We start from the raw sequence: 13,756 nt of genomic DNA, 5'->3' as shown, positions 1-13,756 counted from the left end.
AGGCCTATACCTTGCGCGGCGTCTGTGCCTGCGCGTCAGCCGGCCAGTGCGGCGGTTTCGTGCGTCAGCACCTCGCCGCGCAAGGTATAGGCCTTGGCCTCGGTGACGGTCACATCCACCATCTGACCCACCAGGCGGGGCTGGCCTACAAAGTTGACCACGCGGTTGCACTCGGTGCGGCCCATCAGCTCGGTGGCGTCGCGTTTGGAGGCGCCTTCCACCAGTATGCGTTGTACCGTGCCCACGCGGCTTTCGCTGATGGACTTGATGTTGGCGTTGATGACGCCCTGCAGGTGCTGCAGGCGGCGCAGCTTCACGTCGTGCGGCGTGTCGTCGTGCAGGCCTGCTGCGGGCGTGCCGGGGCGGGGGCTGAAGATGAAGCTGAAGCTGTTGTCAAAGTGAATATCGTCGATGAGCTTCATCATCTTGTTGAAGTCGTCTTCCGTTTCGCCGGGGAAGCCTACGATGAAGTCGCTGCTCATGGCCAGGTCGGGGCGGATGGCGCGCAGCTTGCGCACCGTGCTCTTGTATTCCATGGCGGTGTAGCCGCGCTTCATGGCCATCAGGATGCGGTCGCTGCCGTGCTGCACGGGCAGGTGCAGGTGGCTGGCCAGCTTGGGCAGCTTGGCATAGGCCTCGATCAGCCGGGGCGTGAATTCGTTGGGGTGGCTGGTGGTGTAGCGGATGCGCTCAATGCCAGGGATGTCCGACACGTATTCGAGCAGCTGCGCAAAGTCGGCAATCTCTGCCGTGCCCCCCATCTTGCCCAGGTAGGCATTCACGTTCTGGCCCAGCAGGGTGATTTCCTTCACGCCCTGGTCGGCCAGACCCGCCACTTCGACCAGCACGTCGTCGAATGGGCGGCTCACCTCTTCGCCACGGGTGTAGGGCACCACGCAGTAGCTGCAATATTTGCTGCAGCCTTCCATGATCGACACAAAGGCCGATGCGCCTTCCACCCGCGCGGGCGGCAGGTGGTCGAACTTCTCGATTTCGGGAAAGCTGATGTCCACCTGGGGCTTGTCCAGCCGTTCACGCTGGTTGAGCATCTCGGGCAGGCGGTGCAGGGTCTGGGGGCCGAACACCACGTCCACGTAGGGCGCGCGCTTGATGATCTCGGCGCCCTCCTGGCTGGCCACGCACCCGCCCACGCCGATCTTCACGCCGCGCGCCTTCAGGTGCTTGATGCGGCCCAGGTCGCTGAAAACCTTTTCTTGCGCCTTCTCACGCACCGAGCAGGTGTTGAAGAGGATGAGGTCGGCTTCGTCCACGTTCTGCGTGGGCTCGTAGCCTTGGGCGGCGTTCAGCACGTCGGCCATCTTGTCCGAGTCGTACTCGTTCATCTGGCAGCCGAAGGTTTTGATAAAGACTTTTTTGGCCATGGCAATTTCGCAAAAGAGCAAGCAAACACCGCACCCGGCATGGTGCGGAGACTGTGAATGTCACAACGGCGCGGTGGCTGTGCGGCCGCACCGGAAAGGAGTTACTTCAGGGCGGCGCCCGAGCCGGTCGTGATGTTGGTGACGATGGCGTCGCTGCCCTTGCGGGGCTGTGCTGCCTCGCTTTCGGTCAGGATCCATGCGGAATGCAGCATGCCGGTGCTGTTCTCCAGCATGTAGTTGACCTTGAAGGTCTGGCCCAGCACCGTGTGTGCCATGACCAAGGTGTTCTGGGGGCTGAACAGCCGCATGCCGGGGGCCATGCGGATGGTCTTGCCATTGAGTGTGGCTTCGGATGCGGTGTTGATGCTCAGCGTGCCCCGCAGTGCGGCTTCGGGGAACGGGCGTGAGAGGCCCAGGCCTGGCTGGACTTGAGCCGAGGCCGGTGCCACGGCGCAGAGGGCCGCACAGGTCACCACGGCCATCCATGCGGCATGGAAAAAGCGGGGCCCCCGCTGGGCGGGGTAGCGGCTGGAAGAGGGTGTGGTGCAGCGGTTCATGGTTTACATCCAGGGGCTGAAGGCACAATTTTAGAAGGGGTTGCCAGCGTGGCATATCCCTCTGACAAGTCAAGCGGCTCTGTGCTTCGATGGGCACAAGAACAGGTTCTGAGGCTCGCCTGAAAGAAAAAACCCACAGTGGGTTGCCGCACTGTGGGTTTTTGTATTTGGTGGTCGTAGGTGGACTTGAACCACCGACATCAGCATTATGAATGCTGCGCTCTAACCAACTGAGCTATACGACCGGAAACCAGAATTATAGAACAAAAATTATTGGTGTGTGAAGTTAGCGGCGCGTTTGTTCATGAAGGCGTCCATGCCTTCTTTTTGGTCCTGCGTCGCAAACAGCGCGTGGAACAGGCGGCGCTCAAACATCACGCCATCGGCGAGCGTGCCCTCGAAGGCGCGGTTGACCGATTCCTTGGCTGCCATGACGGCGATCTGCGAGAAGCCGGCAATCATGATGGCGGCGCCCAGCGCTTCGTCCATGAGCTTGTCGTAAGCCACCACTCGACTGACCAGTCCGGCGCGCTCGGCTTCGGTCGCGTCCATCATGCGGCCTGTCAACGCCATGTCCATGGCCTTGGACTTGCCCACGGCGCGGGGCAGGCGCTGCGTGCCACCGGCACCAGGGATCACGCCCAGCTTGATCTCGGGCTGACCGAACTTGGCATTGTCGGCGGCGATGATGAAGTCGCACATCATGGCCAGTTCGCAGCCGCCGCCCAATGCAAAGCCGCTGACGGCGGCGATGACGGGCTTGCGAACGGAGCGGATGGTCTCCCAGTTGCGGGTGATGTAGTCGCCTTTGTAGGTGTCAGCGAAGCTGTATTTGGCCATGGCGCCAATGTCCGCGCCCGCCGCAAAAGCCTTTTCGCTGCCGGTGACGATCATGCAGCCGATTTTCTCGTCAGCGTCGAACGCCTTGAGGGCAGCGCCCAGTTCATTCATGAGTTGGTCGTTCAGCGCGTTAAGCTGTTTGGGCCGGTTGAGGGTGATGATGCCGACCTTGTCCGCTTCAATGCGCACCTCGATGGTTTCGTAAGCCATGAAATCTCCTGGGGGTTATGGTTGGTTATGAAAGCTGCAGCAATATACCCAAGGCAGTAGGGCTTTGCTGCCGTCAGGCCAGCCAGCGTCCCACTGCAGCGGCGTCTGTCACCGTCAGGCTGATGGTGTCTGGCGCCATGGCTGTAGCGATCGCGTTGCGCCGGCCCTTGGCAGGGGCTCCAGCTGCCTGGAGCGGTGGTATCTCCAAGGATAGGCGCAGGAGTCGCCCGTCGCGGGCCACCAGTGCCTGCAGGGCGGTGTGGGTGCCCGCGTAGAAAGTGACGTCGTCGAGCTTGCTGATGCGCCAGCCCTGGCCCTGCACTTCCACGCCCAGCCACTCGTCGCCTGCAGACATTCCTGCCTTCTCTGCGGCTCCGCCACGCAGCACGGTCTTGATCTGCACACTGTGGTTCTCGGCCACACGCAGGCCCAGGCGCTGGGCCAGCTGCGGCCGGTCGGCCTTGAGCGCCACACCGTGGGCGGCCAGAAGTTCCTCCAATGGCAGATCGGCGGTGCTGTGCACCCAGTGCGCCAGTTCCTTGTCGAATGTGCGGCCGGCCAGGTCGTGGAGCACGGCGCGCAGATCCGCTTCGGTCATCGGTCCGCCCGCGCAGCGCTCCCACAGTGCGCGCATCACATCGTCCAGCGTGGCTTTGCCCTCGCGCCGCAGGGCCAGGTCCAGGCACAGGGCCACCAGAGAGCCCTTGGTGTAGTAGCTGACGGTGGTGTTGGGTGTGTTCTCGTCCTGTCGGTAGTACTTCACCCACGCGTCAAAACTGGCCTGGGCCACGGTTTGTACCGACCGGCCGGGTGTTTGCAGCACCTGGTTGATGGTTTTGGTGATGAGCTTGAGGTAGGTTGCGTCGTCCAGCAGCCCGGCGCGGCGCAGCAGCAGGTCGTCGTAGTAGCTCGTGAAGCCCTCGAAGAACCACAGCAACTCGGTGTAGTTCTCTTGCGCATAGTCGTAGCGGGTGAACTCGGCAGGCCGCAGGCGCTTGACGTTCCAGGTGTGAAAGTATTCGTGGCTGATGAGGCCCAGCAGCGTGGTGTGGCCCTCACTGGCTCGCACATCGCCCTGGCGGGGCAGATCACGCCGCCCGCAGATCAGCGCCGTGGAGTTGCGGTGTTCCAGTCCCCCATAACCATCGCCTACGGCGTTGAGCATGAAGACGTAGCTTTTGAACGGCGCCTTGCCTTCGCGGTGCCAGAAACGGATGGCGGTTTCACAAATTTTCTGCGTGTCGGCCAGCAGGCGCTTTCCATCGAACGACGGAGCCGCACCTGCCACCACAAACTGGTGGGCAATGCCGCAGGCCTTGAAGCGCCCCACCCAGAAGTTACCCAATTCCACCGGGCAATCGACCAGTTCATCGTAGTCGGCCGCCGCGTACAGACCAAACCCTTGTTTGTCGGCATCCAGGGGCCGTAGACCGGTGGCAGCAGCCCAGGTCGCCGTGGCCGCCGTGCGTGCCAGTTCCAGTGTGTGGGGCTGTTTCTCCTGGTCATGCACGCGCAGGCACAGACTGGTGCCGTTGAAAAAGCCGCGCGAGGTGTCCAGCCAGGCGGTGCGCACGGAGCTGTCGTAGGCGCACACCTGATAGGTCAGCACCAGGGGCTTGCGCTCCGTGCATTGCACTTGCCAGCGGTGCTTGTCCAGCTGGGCCGGTTGCAAAGCGCGTTGGCCTTGCCGAGCCGTCAGAACCTGCAGATTCTTGGAGAACTCCCGCACCAGGTAGCTGCCTGGAATCCAGACCGGCAGAGACAGCTCTTGCGATGCCGCTGGCCGCTGCACCGTTAGCGTCACGGTGAACAGATGTGCGTGCAGGTCTGTGGGTTCGACGCGGTAGTGAATGTCTGCAGCAGAGGCTTGGCGTGAGAGGGGCATGGCGTGTGCGACACAAGGGCCGCGCGGGGTCGTCGGTCAGGGGCTTTCAACGGCTATCAGTTGGCGGAGGGCGTTTCGCTGGCGGCTTCGGCCAGACGCTTTTCGACCTCCTGGGCGCCGATCGCACCTGGCACACGCGTGCCGTTGGCAAAAATCAATGTGGGGGTGCCGGTGATCTTGTACTTCTTGCCAAAGGCCAGGTTGCGCTGCAGCGCGCTGGTGTCACAGCTAGCCGCCGGTGCGGGCTTGTCACGCACCATCTGGTCTTGCCACGCCGTGGCCTGGTCCTTGGAACACCAGATGTTGCGCGACTTTTCGGCCGAATCCGGGCTCAGGATGGGGTACAGGAACAGGTACACCGTCACGTTGTTGATCTGCTGCAAGTCGCGCTCAAAGCGCTTGCAGTAGCCGCAGTTGGGGTCCTCGAACACGGCCACCTTGCGCTTGCCGTCGCCGCGCACAATGGTTACGGCATCTTTCAGGGGCAGGGCCGAGAAGTTGACAGCTGTGAGTTTGCTGATGCGGTCTTCGGTCAGATTGCGGCGCGCCTTGGAGTCGATGAGTTCACCCTGGATCACATAGTCGCCCTTGGCGTCTGTGTAGAACAGGTCGGTACCGATGCGCACTTCGTACAAGCCCTTCATGGGTGTGGGGCGCACTTCGTCGATCTTGTCCATTTGAGGAATGCGCCCGGCCAATGCCTTGCGGATGACGTCCTCTTGCGCCGTGGCGCTCAGGCTCAGAGTGGCTGCCGCAACGGTCAGCAAAGCAGTGGTCAGTTTCATCGTATTCCTGTCTATCAAACTCGCGCGTTCAGCGCATTCCCATGGCTTGGCGGGCCAAAAAATCCTTCAGCAGGCCGCTGTGTTCAAAGCCCTTCATGCCCCAGTTGCGCAGCGCCTGCCAGGGCGCCTCCGGACGTGCAAACAGTTGCTGCAACCCATCGGTGGCCAGGCCCATCGCTATCAGAGCCGGTTTTCGCTGGCGTTCGTAGCGCCGCAGCAGCCGCAGGTCGGCGACGCTGCGCCAGTAGTCGCGGGTGCGCAGCACATCGGCCAAGGCTGCCACATCGGCCAAGCCCAGGTTCAGCCCTTGCCCTGCCAGCGGATGCACGTTGTGCGCCGCGTCGCCTGCCAGTACCCAGCTGCGCGCAGCTGGGCCATTGGTCGCATTGGTCGATGCAGCACCGCACCAGCGGTCTGCCTTGGCCAGCTGCAGCGGCCAAGTGGCACGCTCGGCAATGAGCGCAATGCTGCCGAGCGCCTGCTGGCTCGCCGTCTGCAATTCCTGCGCAAAGGCGTCGGCCGGCAACGCCATCAGCGCGGAAACCCGCTCCTCAGGGACGGACCACACCACGGCCACAGAGTTCCCCTGGGCTCCCTCCAGCGGCAAAAAAGCCAGGATGCCTTGTGGCAAAAACCACTGGCGTGCGACCTGTGCATGCGGATGTTCGCAGCGCACCCGTGTGGCAATGGCGTGCTGGGCATAGGGCGTCACGTCAAAGTGCACGCCAAACTCGGACCGGGTGGTGCTGGCGCGTCCTTCGCACACGACGGTCAGGGGCGCAGCCACTGGGATATCCACCACCTCTACCAATGGCTGAAACCGCACAGCCTGTGCCAGTCGCTCTTCCAGGGCCGGCACATCCACGATCCAGGCGAGGGCTTCTACCCCCTGGGGGGCGGCATCGAAATGCACGCAGCCATCCTGATCGCCCTGCACCTGCATGTGCTTGACGGCGGTGGCGTGTTCGGCGTCGGGCCAGCTGCGCAGCGATTCGAGCAGGCTACGGGATGCTGCATTCAGGGCATAGGCCCGTACATCAGTGGCCGCCGCGCTGCGTGGAGCCGGGGCTGGTACCAGGGCCACCCTCAGTCGTTCCCGTGCCAGCAACAAGGCCAGGGTTCGGCCCACGATGCCGGTGCCACGAATACAGATATCAAAGGTTGGGGCCATGACAGGCATTGTAGGAGGGGTCTTACCCCCTGTAATGACAGGGCAGAATTGCGGTCTGGCCTTTCTGGCACCCTTCTTCAGGAGCACCTGGCGTGAGTTTCCCATCCGAGTCTGATCTGTCCGGCACCATTGCGCGGCTGTTTGTGTATCCCGTCAAATCCTGTGCCGGCATCGAGGTGCAGCAGGCGCTGCTTACCGAGACCGGGCTGGATCTGGACCGCGCCTGGATGGTGGTGGACGCACAGGGCATGTTCCTCACCCAGCGCAGCCTGCCCCACATGGCGCTGATCCGGCCCCAGCTCAAGAGTGACGAAATGGTGTTGCGGGCTCCGGGCATGCTGGCGCTGCATGTGGCGATCGACGCAGTGGAGGCACCAGCCACGGTGACTGTCTGGCGCGACACGGTCCCTGCTTGGGACATGGGGCCTGTGGCGGCCCAGTGGTTCAGCGACTTTCTGGGGCAGCCCTGCCGCCTGGTGCGGTTTGACCCGGAACATCGGCGGCTGTCCAGCCTGGAGTGGACGGATGGTGTGGAGGCTCCCAATCAGTTTGCTGACGGGTTTCCGCTGCTGGTGACCAGTGAGGCATCCCTGAACGATCTCAACGCACGGCTCACGGCCGGCGGCCACGGCGTGGTGGGCATGGAGCGGTTCCGGCCCAACGTGGTGTTGGCGGGGGTAGATGCCCACGACGAGGACCGTGTGGATCTGATCCATGTGGAGGGCGATGGCACCGCCGACGTCCACCTGCAACCGGTAAAGCCCTGCGCGCGATGCCCCATCCCCGACATTGACCCGGCCACCGCCGAGAGCAATCCGTCGGTGGGCGACACCCTGCGCACCTACCGCCAGGACAAACGGCTGGACGGCGCCATCACGTTCGGCATGAACGCCATCGTGCGCAGTGGCGCAGGGCAGTGGCTGCGTGTGGGGCAACGCATTGCTGCCGATTTGCGGTTTGAATGACCGTCTGATTTGGGCCATCAGCACTGGGCACTGGGCGGGCCCGTAAAATCGGCGGTTTGTCTCCAGAACACCAGAAAGCCCTGCCATGAGCCTCCAATGCGGCATCGTGGGCCTGCCCAACGTCGGCAAGTCCACCCTTTTCAACGCGCTGACCAAGGCTGGTATTGCCGCCGAGAACTATCCCTTCTGCACCATCGAGCCCAACGTGGGCGTGGTGGAGGTGCCGGACCCCCGCCTCCAGCAGCTGGCCCAGATCATCTCGCCCGAGCGCATCGTTCCCGCCATCGTCGAGTTTGTGGACATTGCCGGCCTGGTGGCTGGCGCCAGCCAGGGTGAAGGCCTGGGCAACCAGTTCCTGGCCCACATCCGTGAAACCGACGCCATCGTGAACGTCGTGCGCTGCTTTGAAGACGACAACGTGATCCACGTGGCGGGCCGCGTGGACCCGATCTCCGACATCGAAGTGATCCAGACCGAGCTGTGCCTGGCTGACCTGGGCACGGTCGAGAAAGCCCTGAACCGATACACCAAGGCTGCCAAGTCGGGCAACGACAAGGATGCCGCCAAGCTGGTGGCGCTGCTCACCCGCATCCAGGCCGCACTCAACGAAGGCAAGCCTGCCCGCTCGGTCGAAATCACCAAGGAAGAGCAGCCGCTGCTCAAGTCCCTGTGCCTGATCACGGCCAAGCCCGCGATGTTCGTGGGCAACGTGAGTGAAGACGGCTTCGAGAACAACCCGTTCCTGGACCGCCTCAAGGACTATGCTGCCAGCCAGAATGCGCCCGTGGTTGCCATCTGCGCCAAGATGGAGGCCGAGATGGCCGAGATGAGCGACGAAGACCGCGACATGTTCCTGGCCGAAATGGGGCAGACAGAACCAGGCCTGGCGCGCCTGATCCGTGGCGCCTTCAAGCTGCTGGGCCTGCAGACCTACTTCACCGCTGGCGTGAAGGAGGTGCGCGCCTGGACCATCCACATTGGCGACACCGCGCCCCAGGCTGCTGGTGTGATCCACGGCGACTTCGAGCGCGGCTTCATCCGTGCGCAGACGATTGCCTTCGAGGACTTCATTGCCTACAAGGGCGAGCAGGGCGCCAAGGATGCCGGCAAGATGCGTGCCGAAGGCAAGGAGTACGTGGTCAAGGATGGCGACGTGCTGAACTTCCTGTTCAACGTCTGACCCTGCTGCAGGCTCCTCGGGGCCTGCGTGCGCTGTGTTGCCCGTCATCCCTGTCTGCCCCCGGGCGGGCAGGGATTTTTTCTGGCGGCTTCCCGCTCCAGAGCAACCCGGGCAAGGCCATGCCTTCGTTCACTCTTTGATGGTTTCTCACGCATGAATACAGGAATCCTCTACGCTGCCCTGGCCTATGTCGCCTGGGGGCTGTTCCCGCTGTACTTCAAGCAGGTGGCCGATGTGCCCTCGCTGGAGGTGGTGATGCACCGCACGCTGTGGTCGCTGGCCGTGGTGCTGGGGCTGCTGGCCGTGCGCAGGCAATGGGCGTGGATGGCGTCTGTGGTGCGCCAGCCGCGGGTGCTCGGCGCATTTGCATTGTCGGCCGTGCTGTTGTCGGGCAACTGGCTGACCTACGTGTGGGCGGTGCAGAACCACCATGTGGTCGATGCCAGCCTAGGGTATTTCATCTTGCCACTGGTGAATGTGGCGCTGGGCTTCGTGTTCCTGCGCGAGCGCCCCCGGCCCGGGCAGTGGCTGGCCGTGGCGGTGGCTGCGGCCGGTGTGCTGTGGCTGGCCGTGCAGGCAGGGCGCCTGCCCTGGATCGCGCTGGTGCTGGCACTGACCTTTGGCTTCTATGGCCTGCTGCGCAAGGTAGCAGTGCTGGGCGCGCTGGAGGGGCTTACCTTGGAGACCCTGATGCTGGCGCCGGTGGCGGCAGTGGTGCTGGCCTGGTGGAGCTGGCAAGGACAGGGCGCTCTGGTGCAGGGCGATGCGTCTACTGTGGGTTGGTTGCTGTTGGCCGGGCCCATGACGGCCGTACCTTTGCTGCTGTTTGCCGCTGGCGCGCGGCGCATTCCCATGTCCACGCTGGGCATCCTGCAATACATCTCGCCCAGCCTCCAGTTTGCGCTGGGGGTGTGGGTGTACCACGAGGCCTTTCAGCCCGCGCGGCTGGCGGGTTTTGTTTTGATCTGGGCCGCGCTGCTGGTGTACAGCGTGGAGGGCTGGTGGACGCTTCAGCGGATGGCGGTGGCCTGAATCGCCGGGGGCGGTCCCTGTCGCCTGGGCTACTGGAAAACGCGCAGTTCGATTCTGTCAGCCACGCGTAAGATCCTGCGATTTGTCTGACGGGTGCTGCGCGTGTGTTGCTGCACCGCCCACCCACATATCCAGGCCAGAGCCCGCCACCACATGCTTTTTGGACGCAAAAACCTGTTTTCGGCGACGGATGCCTTCCCGTTGACCGATGCCGTGCTGGAGTTCGACGATTCGTCTTCAGTCGCCGTGCGACCTGGACGGCGCGCGCTGGATGGCTTTGGCCCCCGGGGAGAGCGCAGTGCGCAGTCCAAGTGGTGGGCTGTGGCGGGGCTCATTGGCCTGTACGCCCTGGCCCTGCTGGGGTTCTATGCGTTGGGCGTGGTGGGGGTCCAGGTGCTGTGGGTGCTGGCCGGTCTGACGGCGGCGGGCTTCGCGGTGTTTGGTGCCTTGTTTCGTTTGGGTCTGCACCACAAACTGCGGCTGCGCCATCTCAAGCTGGGCATCGTGGTGGCTTCCATCAGTGGCATGCTGGGCTTGTTCTACCTGGAGCCAGTCACGCAGATTCTGTTGGCCCCCTTCATGTTTGTGGCAGTGGCTTATGGCATCTTTACCGTACCCCGGCGCACGTTGCTGGTGCTGACGGCCGGGGTGTTGTGCGCTTATGCGGCAGTGGCAGCCGCGCACTACGCAGAGCAGGGCAACGATGCCCTGCTGCGGCTGGAGCTGATGCACCTGCTGGCGCTGGCGGTCTCCGTGCCAGCGTTCATCGTGCTCATGGGCCGCGTGCAGCGGCTGTACCGCAGCCTCTACCAGGCCAGCCGCAAGATCAAGAACATCCAGGAAGATGCGCAGCGCGACACTTTGCTGGGCTGTTTCAACCGCCGCTACATCTTGGCGGCGCTTGAAGAGCAAAAGCAGCTGGCCGACGAAAGCGGGATTCCGCTGTGCCTGGCCGTGCTGGACATTGACCATTTCAAACGCATCAATGACGAGCTGGGTCACCTGGGGGGCGACGAGGTGTTGCGCACCTTTGCGCGCATTGCGCAGCAGGGCGTGCGCGGTGGCGACGTGTTTGGGCGCTATGGTGGCGAGGAGTTTCTGCTGATCTTCCCGGCGACCTCTTTGCTGCCCTCGCTCAACACCTGCGAACGCATTCGGGCCCAGGTCGAGTCGCACGCCTGGACGGGCCTGCTCAAAGGCCGCGTGACGGTGTCCATTGGTGTGACCCAGTATGTGCTGGGCGAGTCGGTGCTGGAGTTTTTCTCGCGGGCAGACACTGCCATGTACATGGCCAAGGAGGGCGGGCGCAACCAGGTGGTGGTCGAGGAGCCCATTGCCAAAGGCGACTCTCAGCTGTCGGACCTGTCGATCCCCAGCGGCCACGCTTTCTTGTAGTTTCTGGCCATCGGCTGGCGGTGTGCCGGCTATCGTTTGTGCTGGTCGGGTTGACAAGCGGCTTGCGGTGCCCACACTGAGAGTCTGTTCCCACCTGCGCGTTGGGTGGCATCGCACCGTGCTGCGCCTGCGCGTGGGTGCAGAAGCTCATGCCCCGCGTCCGTTCCATGTCCCCATCCACTGACCTGTCGGCCGAATTCGCCACTGCCCAGCAGCGCGTGCGCATGCTGCAGCAGCAACCACAGGCTTTCCCGCATCCCGTAGACCCGATGGTGCCCGTGGAATGTATAGAAACCCACATCTCGTGGGTGCTGCTGGCCGGTGATTTTGCCTACAAGTTCAAAAAGCCACTGCAGCTGGATTTTCTGGACTTCAGCACGCGGGCGCTGCGGCATGCGGCCTGCGAGGAAGAGCTGCGCATCAACCGCCGGACGGCGCCGGACCTTTACCTGGGCGTTGTCGGCTTGGTGAGCGATGCGGCAAAAGATGCTTCGGCCACGCTGCGGGTGGTGCCCTGGCAAGGCGCTCCACCAGGCGCCGAGCCCGCCGTGTGGATGCGGCGTTTTGCCCAGGAGGCACTGCTTGCTACCGCATTGGACGCACATCGTGTGTCACCTGCGCAGATCGACCAGCTGGCGCGCCATGTGGCGCAGTTTCATGCCACGGCCGCCGTCGCCGCAGGCGCCACCACCTGGGGCACCGCAGCGGCGGTGCAAGCGCCGGTGGGTGACTGCCTGGCGGCTCTGCTCCCCTCCGTGGCAGTCGCACTGCCTGGTCAGGGGCCATTGCTGGCGCAGGTGACCAGCTGGTGCCAGCATGAGGGGCAAGCCCTGGCCCCCACGTTCGAGGCGCGCCGGGCAGCCGGACGGGTGCGCGAGTGCCATGGCGATCTGCACCTGGCCAACATTGCGCTCATCGATGGCGAGGCCCAGCTGTTCGACGCCTTGGAGTTCAGCCCCGCCTTGCGCTGGATCGACTGCGTGGCTGACATCGCCTTTGTGGTGATGGACCTCGCGGCCCATGGTCGGGCGGATCTGGCCTGGCGGTTCTTGAACCGGTGGCTCGAACACACCGGGGACTATGCAGGCCAGGTGGTGTTGCGTTACTACGGCTGCTACCGTGCCCTGGTGCGGGCGCGGGTTGCAGCCCTGCGGATGGACCCCACCGGCAGTGGCAGTGGCAGCGGGCACGCTGCACAAACCGTGGAGGGATATCTGGAGCTGGCGGCGGGCTTTGCCGGACAACGGCCTGCACGCTGGTCCACGCCGTGCCCTGCCACCTTGTGGCTGGCCCATGGCTTTTCGGGCGCGGGCAAGAGCACCCATGCGCTGGCCTTGGCGTGCCAGCGTGGCATGGTGCGTGTGCGGGCCGATGTGGAGCGCAAGCGCCTGTTTGGCCTGGCGCCGGATGCTGCCAGCGACGGCATACCGGGCGGCATCTACACCGCAGAGGCCACACTGCGCACGCACCAGCGGCTGGCGCAAGTGGCGCGCGAGGTGCTGGCGGCAGGCTACTCCGTGATTGTGGATGCCACCTTGCTGGACCGTGATGCCCGCGCACTTTTCCTGGAGCTGGCCGCTGCCGCGCAAGTGCCCTGCCACATTCTGTCGTTCGAGGCCCCCCTGCCGGTGCTGCGCGAGCGCGTCCGCCAGCGCGCGCTGGCCGGAGGCGGTGCGTCAGAGGCAGACGTGGCGGTGCTGGACGCCCAGTGGGCCCGCGCCCACCCCCTGCAGCCTCACGAAGAAGCCATCACGCTGCACGTGGACACCACGGTGCCCGTGGACTGGGACCGTCTGCTGCCACACTGACCCCGGTGGCACCGGCGGGCCGCTACGGGGCCAGGTGGCCGGGCATGAAGTACAGCAGCACGCTCGTCATCACGAGGTAGCGCAGGAACTTGCCCACGGCCATATAGGCCAGACACTGCCAGAACGGCAGCTTGAGCCAGCCGGCCACCGCGCACAGCGGGTCGCCCACGACCGGCAGCCAGCTCAAGAGGCAGGCCCGCGCGCCAAAGCGCTTGAGCCAGCTCAGCGCCCGCACCTCCGTGGCATTGCCGCGTGCCTTGTCCACCGCCTTGTGCGCACCCAGGCCCATCCACCAGCTCACGCCGCCGCCCAGGGTGTTGCCGAGGGTGGCCACGACGATGGCGGGCCAGAACAGGTCGGGGTTGAGCTTGATGAGACCGAACACAGCTGGCTCAGAGCCCAGCGGCAGCAGCGTGGCCGAGACAAAAGACACCACAAAGACTGTGCTCAGTCCGAATTGCGGCAGGGCCAGCCATTCGAGCAGCTGGTGCATCCAGATTTCCATAGCTGTCGAGTGTAGGGGGCGGGTGGGGCTCCATGTACCCC

At 64.2% G+C, this 13,756-nt stretch carries 12 protein-coding genes and 1 tRNA gene; 5 read left to right on the top strand and 8 right to left on the bottom strand.

The features are described 5' to 3' along the window. Positions 1 to 35: 35 nt before the first annotated feature. The 7 genes from miaB to AC07X4_RS22295 all read right to left on the bottom strand — a co-directional run bounded on the left by miaB (position 36) and on the right by AC07X4_RS22295 (position 6,830). Positions 36 to 1,382 carry a tRNA (N6-isopentenyl adenosine(37)-C2)-methylthiotransferase MiaB gene (gene miaB, locus AC07X4_RS22325; RefSeq protein WP_494741359.1) on the bottom strand — a complete coding sequence of 449 codons (1,347 nt, stop codon included), beginning with the start codon at positions 1,380 to 1,382 and terminating at the stop codon, positions 36 to 38. A 101-nt stretch (positions 1,383 to 1,483) separates the two neighbouring features. Further along, a complete protein-coding gene (locus AC07X4_RS22320) occupies positions 1,484 to 1,939 on the bottom strand; it encodes a hypothetical protein (RefSeq protein ID WP_199227783.1) in 456 nt (151 codons plus the stop codon). Positions 1,940 to 2,107: 168 nt separating this feature from the next. Then, positions 2,108 to 2,184, bottom strand: a tRNA-Met gene (locus tag AC07X4_RS22315). Between the two features lie 25 nt (positions 2,185 to 2,209). Beyond that, positions 2,210 to 2,989: an enoyl-CoA hydratase gene (locus AC07X4_RS22310; RefSeq protein WP_121942068.1), complete on the bottom strand. Its 780-nt coding sequence runs from the start codon at positions 2,987 to 2,989 to the stop codon at positions 2,210 to 2,212. Between the two features lie 73 nt (positions 2,990 to 3,062). After that, positions 3,063 to 4,874, bottom strand: coding sequence for a M61 family metallopeptidase (locus tag AC07X4_RS22305; protein ID WP_494741358.1), 1,812 nt, complete (start codon positions 4,872 to 4,874; stop codon positions 3,063 to 3,065). A 56-nt stretch (positions 4,875 to 4,930) separates the two neighbouring features. Continuing rightward, on the bottom strand, positions 4,931 to 5,659 hold the full coding sequence (locus AC07X4_RS22300; protein ID WP_494741357.1) for a DsbC family protein: 729 nt from the start codon (positions 5,657 to 5,659) through the stop codon (positions 4,931 to 4,933). Positions 5,660 to 5,687: 28 nt separating this feature from the next. After that, positions 5,688 to 6,830, bottom strand: a complete 1,143-nt coding sequence (locus AC07X4_RS22295; RefSeq protein WP_056066284.1) for an FAD-dependent monooxygenase — start codon at positions 6,828 to 6,830, stop codon at positions 5,688 to 5,690. Between the two features lie 92 nt (positions 6,831 to 6,922). Between AC07X4_RS22295 and AC07X4_RS22290 the strand changes: the two genes are divergently transcribed. The 5 genes from AC07X4_RS22290 to AC07X4_RS22270 all read left to right on the top strand — a co-directional run bounded on the left by AC07X4_RS22290 (position 6,923) and on the right by AC07X4_RS22270 (position 13,210). Further along, positions 6,923 to 7,795: an MOSC domain-containing protein gene (locus AC07X4_RS22290; RefSeq protein ID WP_494741356.1), complete on the top strand. Its 873-nt coding sequence runs from the start codon at positions 6,923 to 6,925 to the stop codon at positions 7,793 to 7,795. Between the two features lie 85 nt (positions 7,796 to 7,880). Then, positions 7,881 to 8,975, top strand: coding sequence for a redox-regulated ATPase YchF (ychF, locus tag AC07X4_RS22285; RefSeq protein WP_116747898.1), 1,095 nt, complete (start codon positions 7,881 to 7,883; stop codon positions 8,973 to 8,975). Between the two features lie 153 nt (positions 8,976 to 9,128). Further along, positions 9,129 to 10,007 carry an EamA family transporter RarD gene (rarD, locus tag AC07X4_RS22280; RefSeq protein WP_494741355.1) on the top strand — a complete coding sequence of 293 codons (879 nt, stop codon included), beginning with the start codon at positions 9,129 to 9,131 and terminating at the stop codon, positions 10,005 to 10,007. A 153-nt stretch (positions 10,008 to 10,160) separates the two neighbouring features. Then, positions 10,161 to 11,402: a GGDEF domain-containing protein gene (locus AC07X4_RS22275; protein WP_099729333.1), complete on the top strand. Its 1,242-nt coding sequence runs from the start codon at positions 10,161 to 10,163 to the stop codon at positions 11,400 to 11,402. Between the two features lie 167 nt (positions 11,403 to 11,569). Next, positions 11,570 to 13,210 carry a bifunctional aminoglycoside phosphotransferase/ATP-binding protein gene (locus AC07X4_RS22270; protein ID WP_494741354.1) on the top strand — a complete coding sequence of 547 codons (1,641 nt, stop codon included), beginning with the start codon at positions 11,570 to 11,572 and terminating at the stop codon, positions 13,208 to 13,210. Positions 13,211 to 13,232: 22 nt separating this feature from the next. Here AC07X4_RS22270 and AC07X4_RS22265 read toward each other — a convergent pair whose 3' ends face one another. Next, the gene (locus tag AC07X4_RS22265) at positions 13,233 to 13,715 is read right to left on the bottom strand and encodes a YqaA family protein (RefSeq protein ID WP_108499043.1); all 483 of its coding nucleotides are present in this window, start codon (positions 13,713 to 13,715) and stop codon (positions 13,233 to 13,235) included. Positions 13,716 to 13,756: the final 41 nt, after the last annotated feature.

It is taken from the genome of Acidovorax sp. GW460-11-11-14-LB4, from assembly GCF_059423685.1.
Note: the sequence above shows the minus strand (reverse complement) of the source record. Positions and strands in the feature narration are given on the sequence as shown.

Coding starts and splice junctions, on each gene's coding strand:
- ychF (WP_116747898.1), top strand. CDS start 7,881: ATGAGCCTCCAATGCGGCATCGTGGGCCTGCCCAACGTCGGCAAGTCC.
- miaB (WP_494741359.1), bottom strand. CDS start 1,382: ATGGCCAAAAAAGTCTTTATCAAAACCTTCGGCTGCCAGATGAACGAG.
- AC07X4_RS22295 (WP_056066284.1), bottom strand. CDS start 6,830: ATGGCCCCAACCTTTGATATCTGTATTCGTGGCACCGGCATCGTGGGC.
- AC07X4_RS22305 (WP_494741358.1), bottom strand. CDS start 4,874: ATGCCCCTCTCACGCCAAGCCTCTGCTGCAGACATTCACTACCGCGTC.
- AC07X4_RS22270 (WP_494741354.1), top strand. CDS start 11,570: ATGTCCCCATCCACTGACCTGTCGGCCGAATTCGCCACTGCCCAGCAG.
- AC07X4_RS22265 (WP_108499043.1), bottom strand. CDS start 13,715: ATGGAAATCTGGATGCACCAGCTGCTCGAATGGCTGGCCCTGCCGCAA.
- rarD (WP_494741355.1), top strand. CDS start 9,129: ATGAATACAGGAATCCTCTACGCTGCCCTGGCCTATGTCGCCTGGGGG.
- AC07X4_RS22300 (WP_494741357.1), bottom strand. CDS start 5,659: ATGAAACTGACCACTGCTTTGCTGACCGTTGCGGCAGCCACTCTGAGC.
- AC07X4_RS22310 (WP_121942068.1), bottom strand. CDS start 2,989: ATGGCTTACGAAACCATCGAGGTGCGCATTGAAGCGGACAAGGTCGGC.
- AC07X4_RS22275 (WP_099729333.1), top strand. CDS start 10,161: ATGCTTTTTGGACGCAAAAACCTGTTTTCGGCGACGGATGCCTTCCCG.
- AC07X4_RS22320 (WP_199227783.1), bottom strand. CDS start 1,939: ATGAACCGCTGCACCACACCCTCTTCCAGCCGCTACCCCGCCCAGCGG.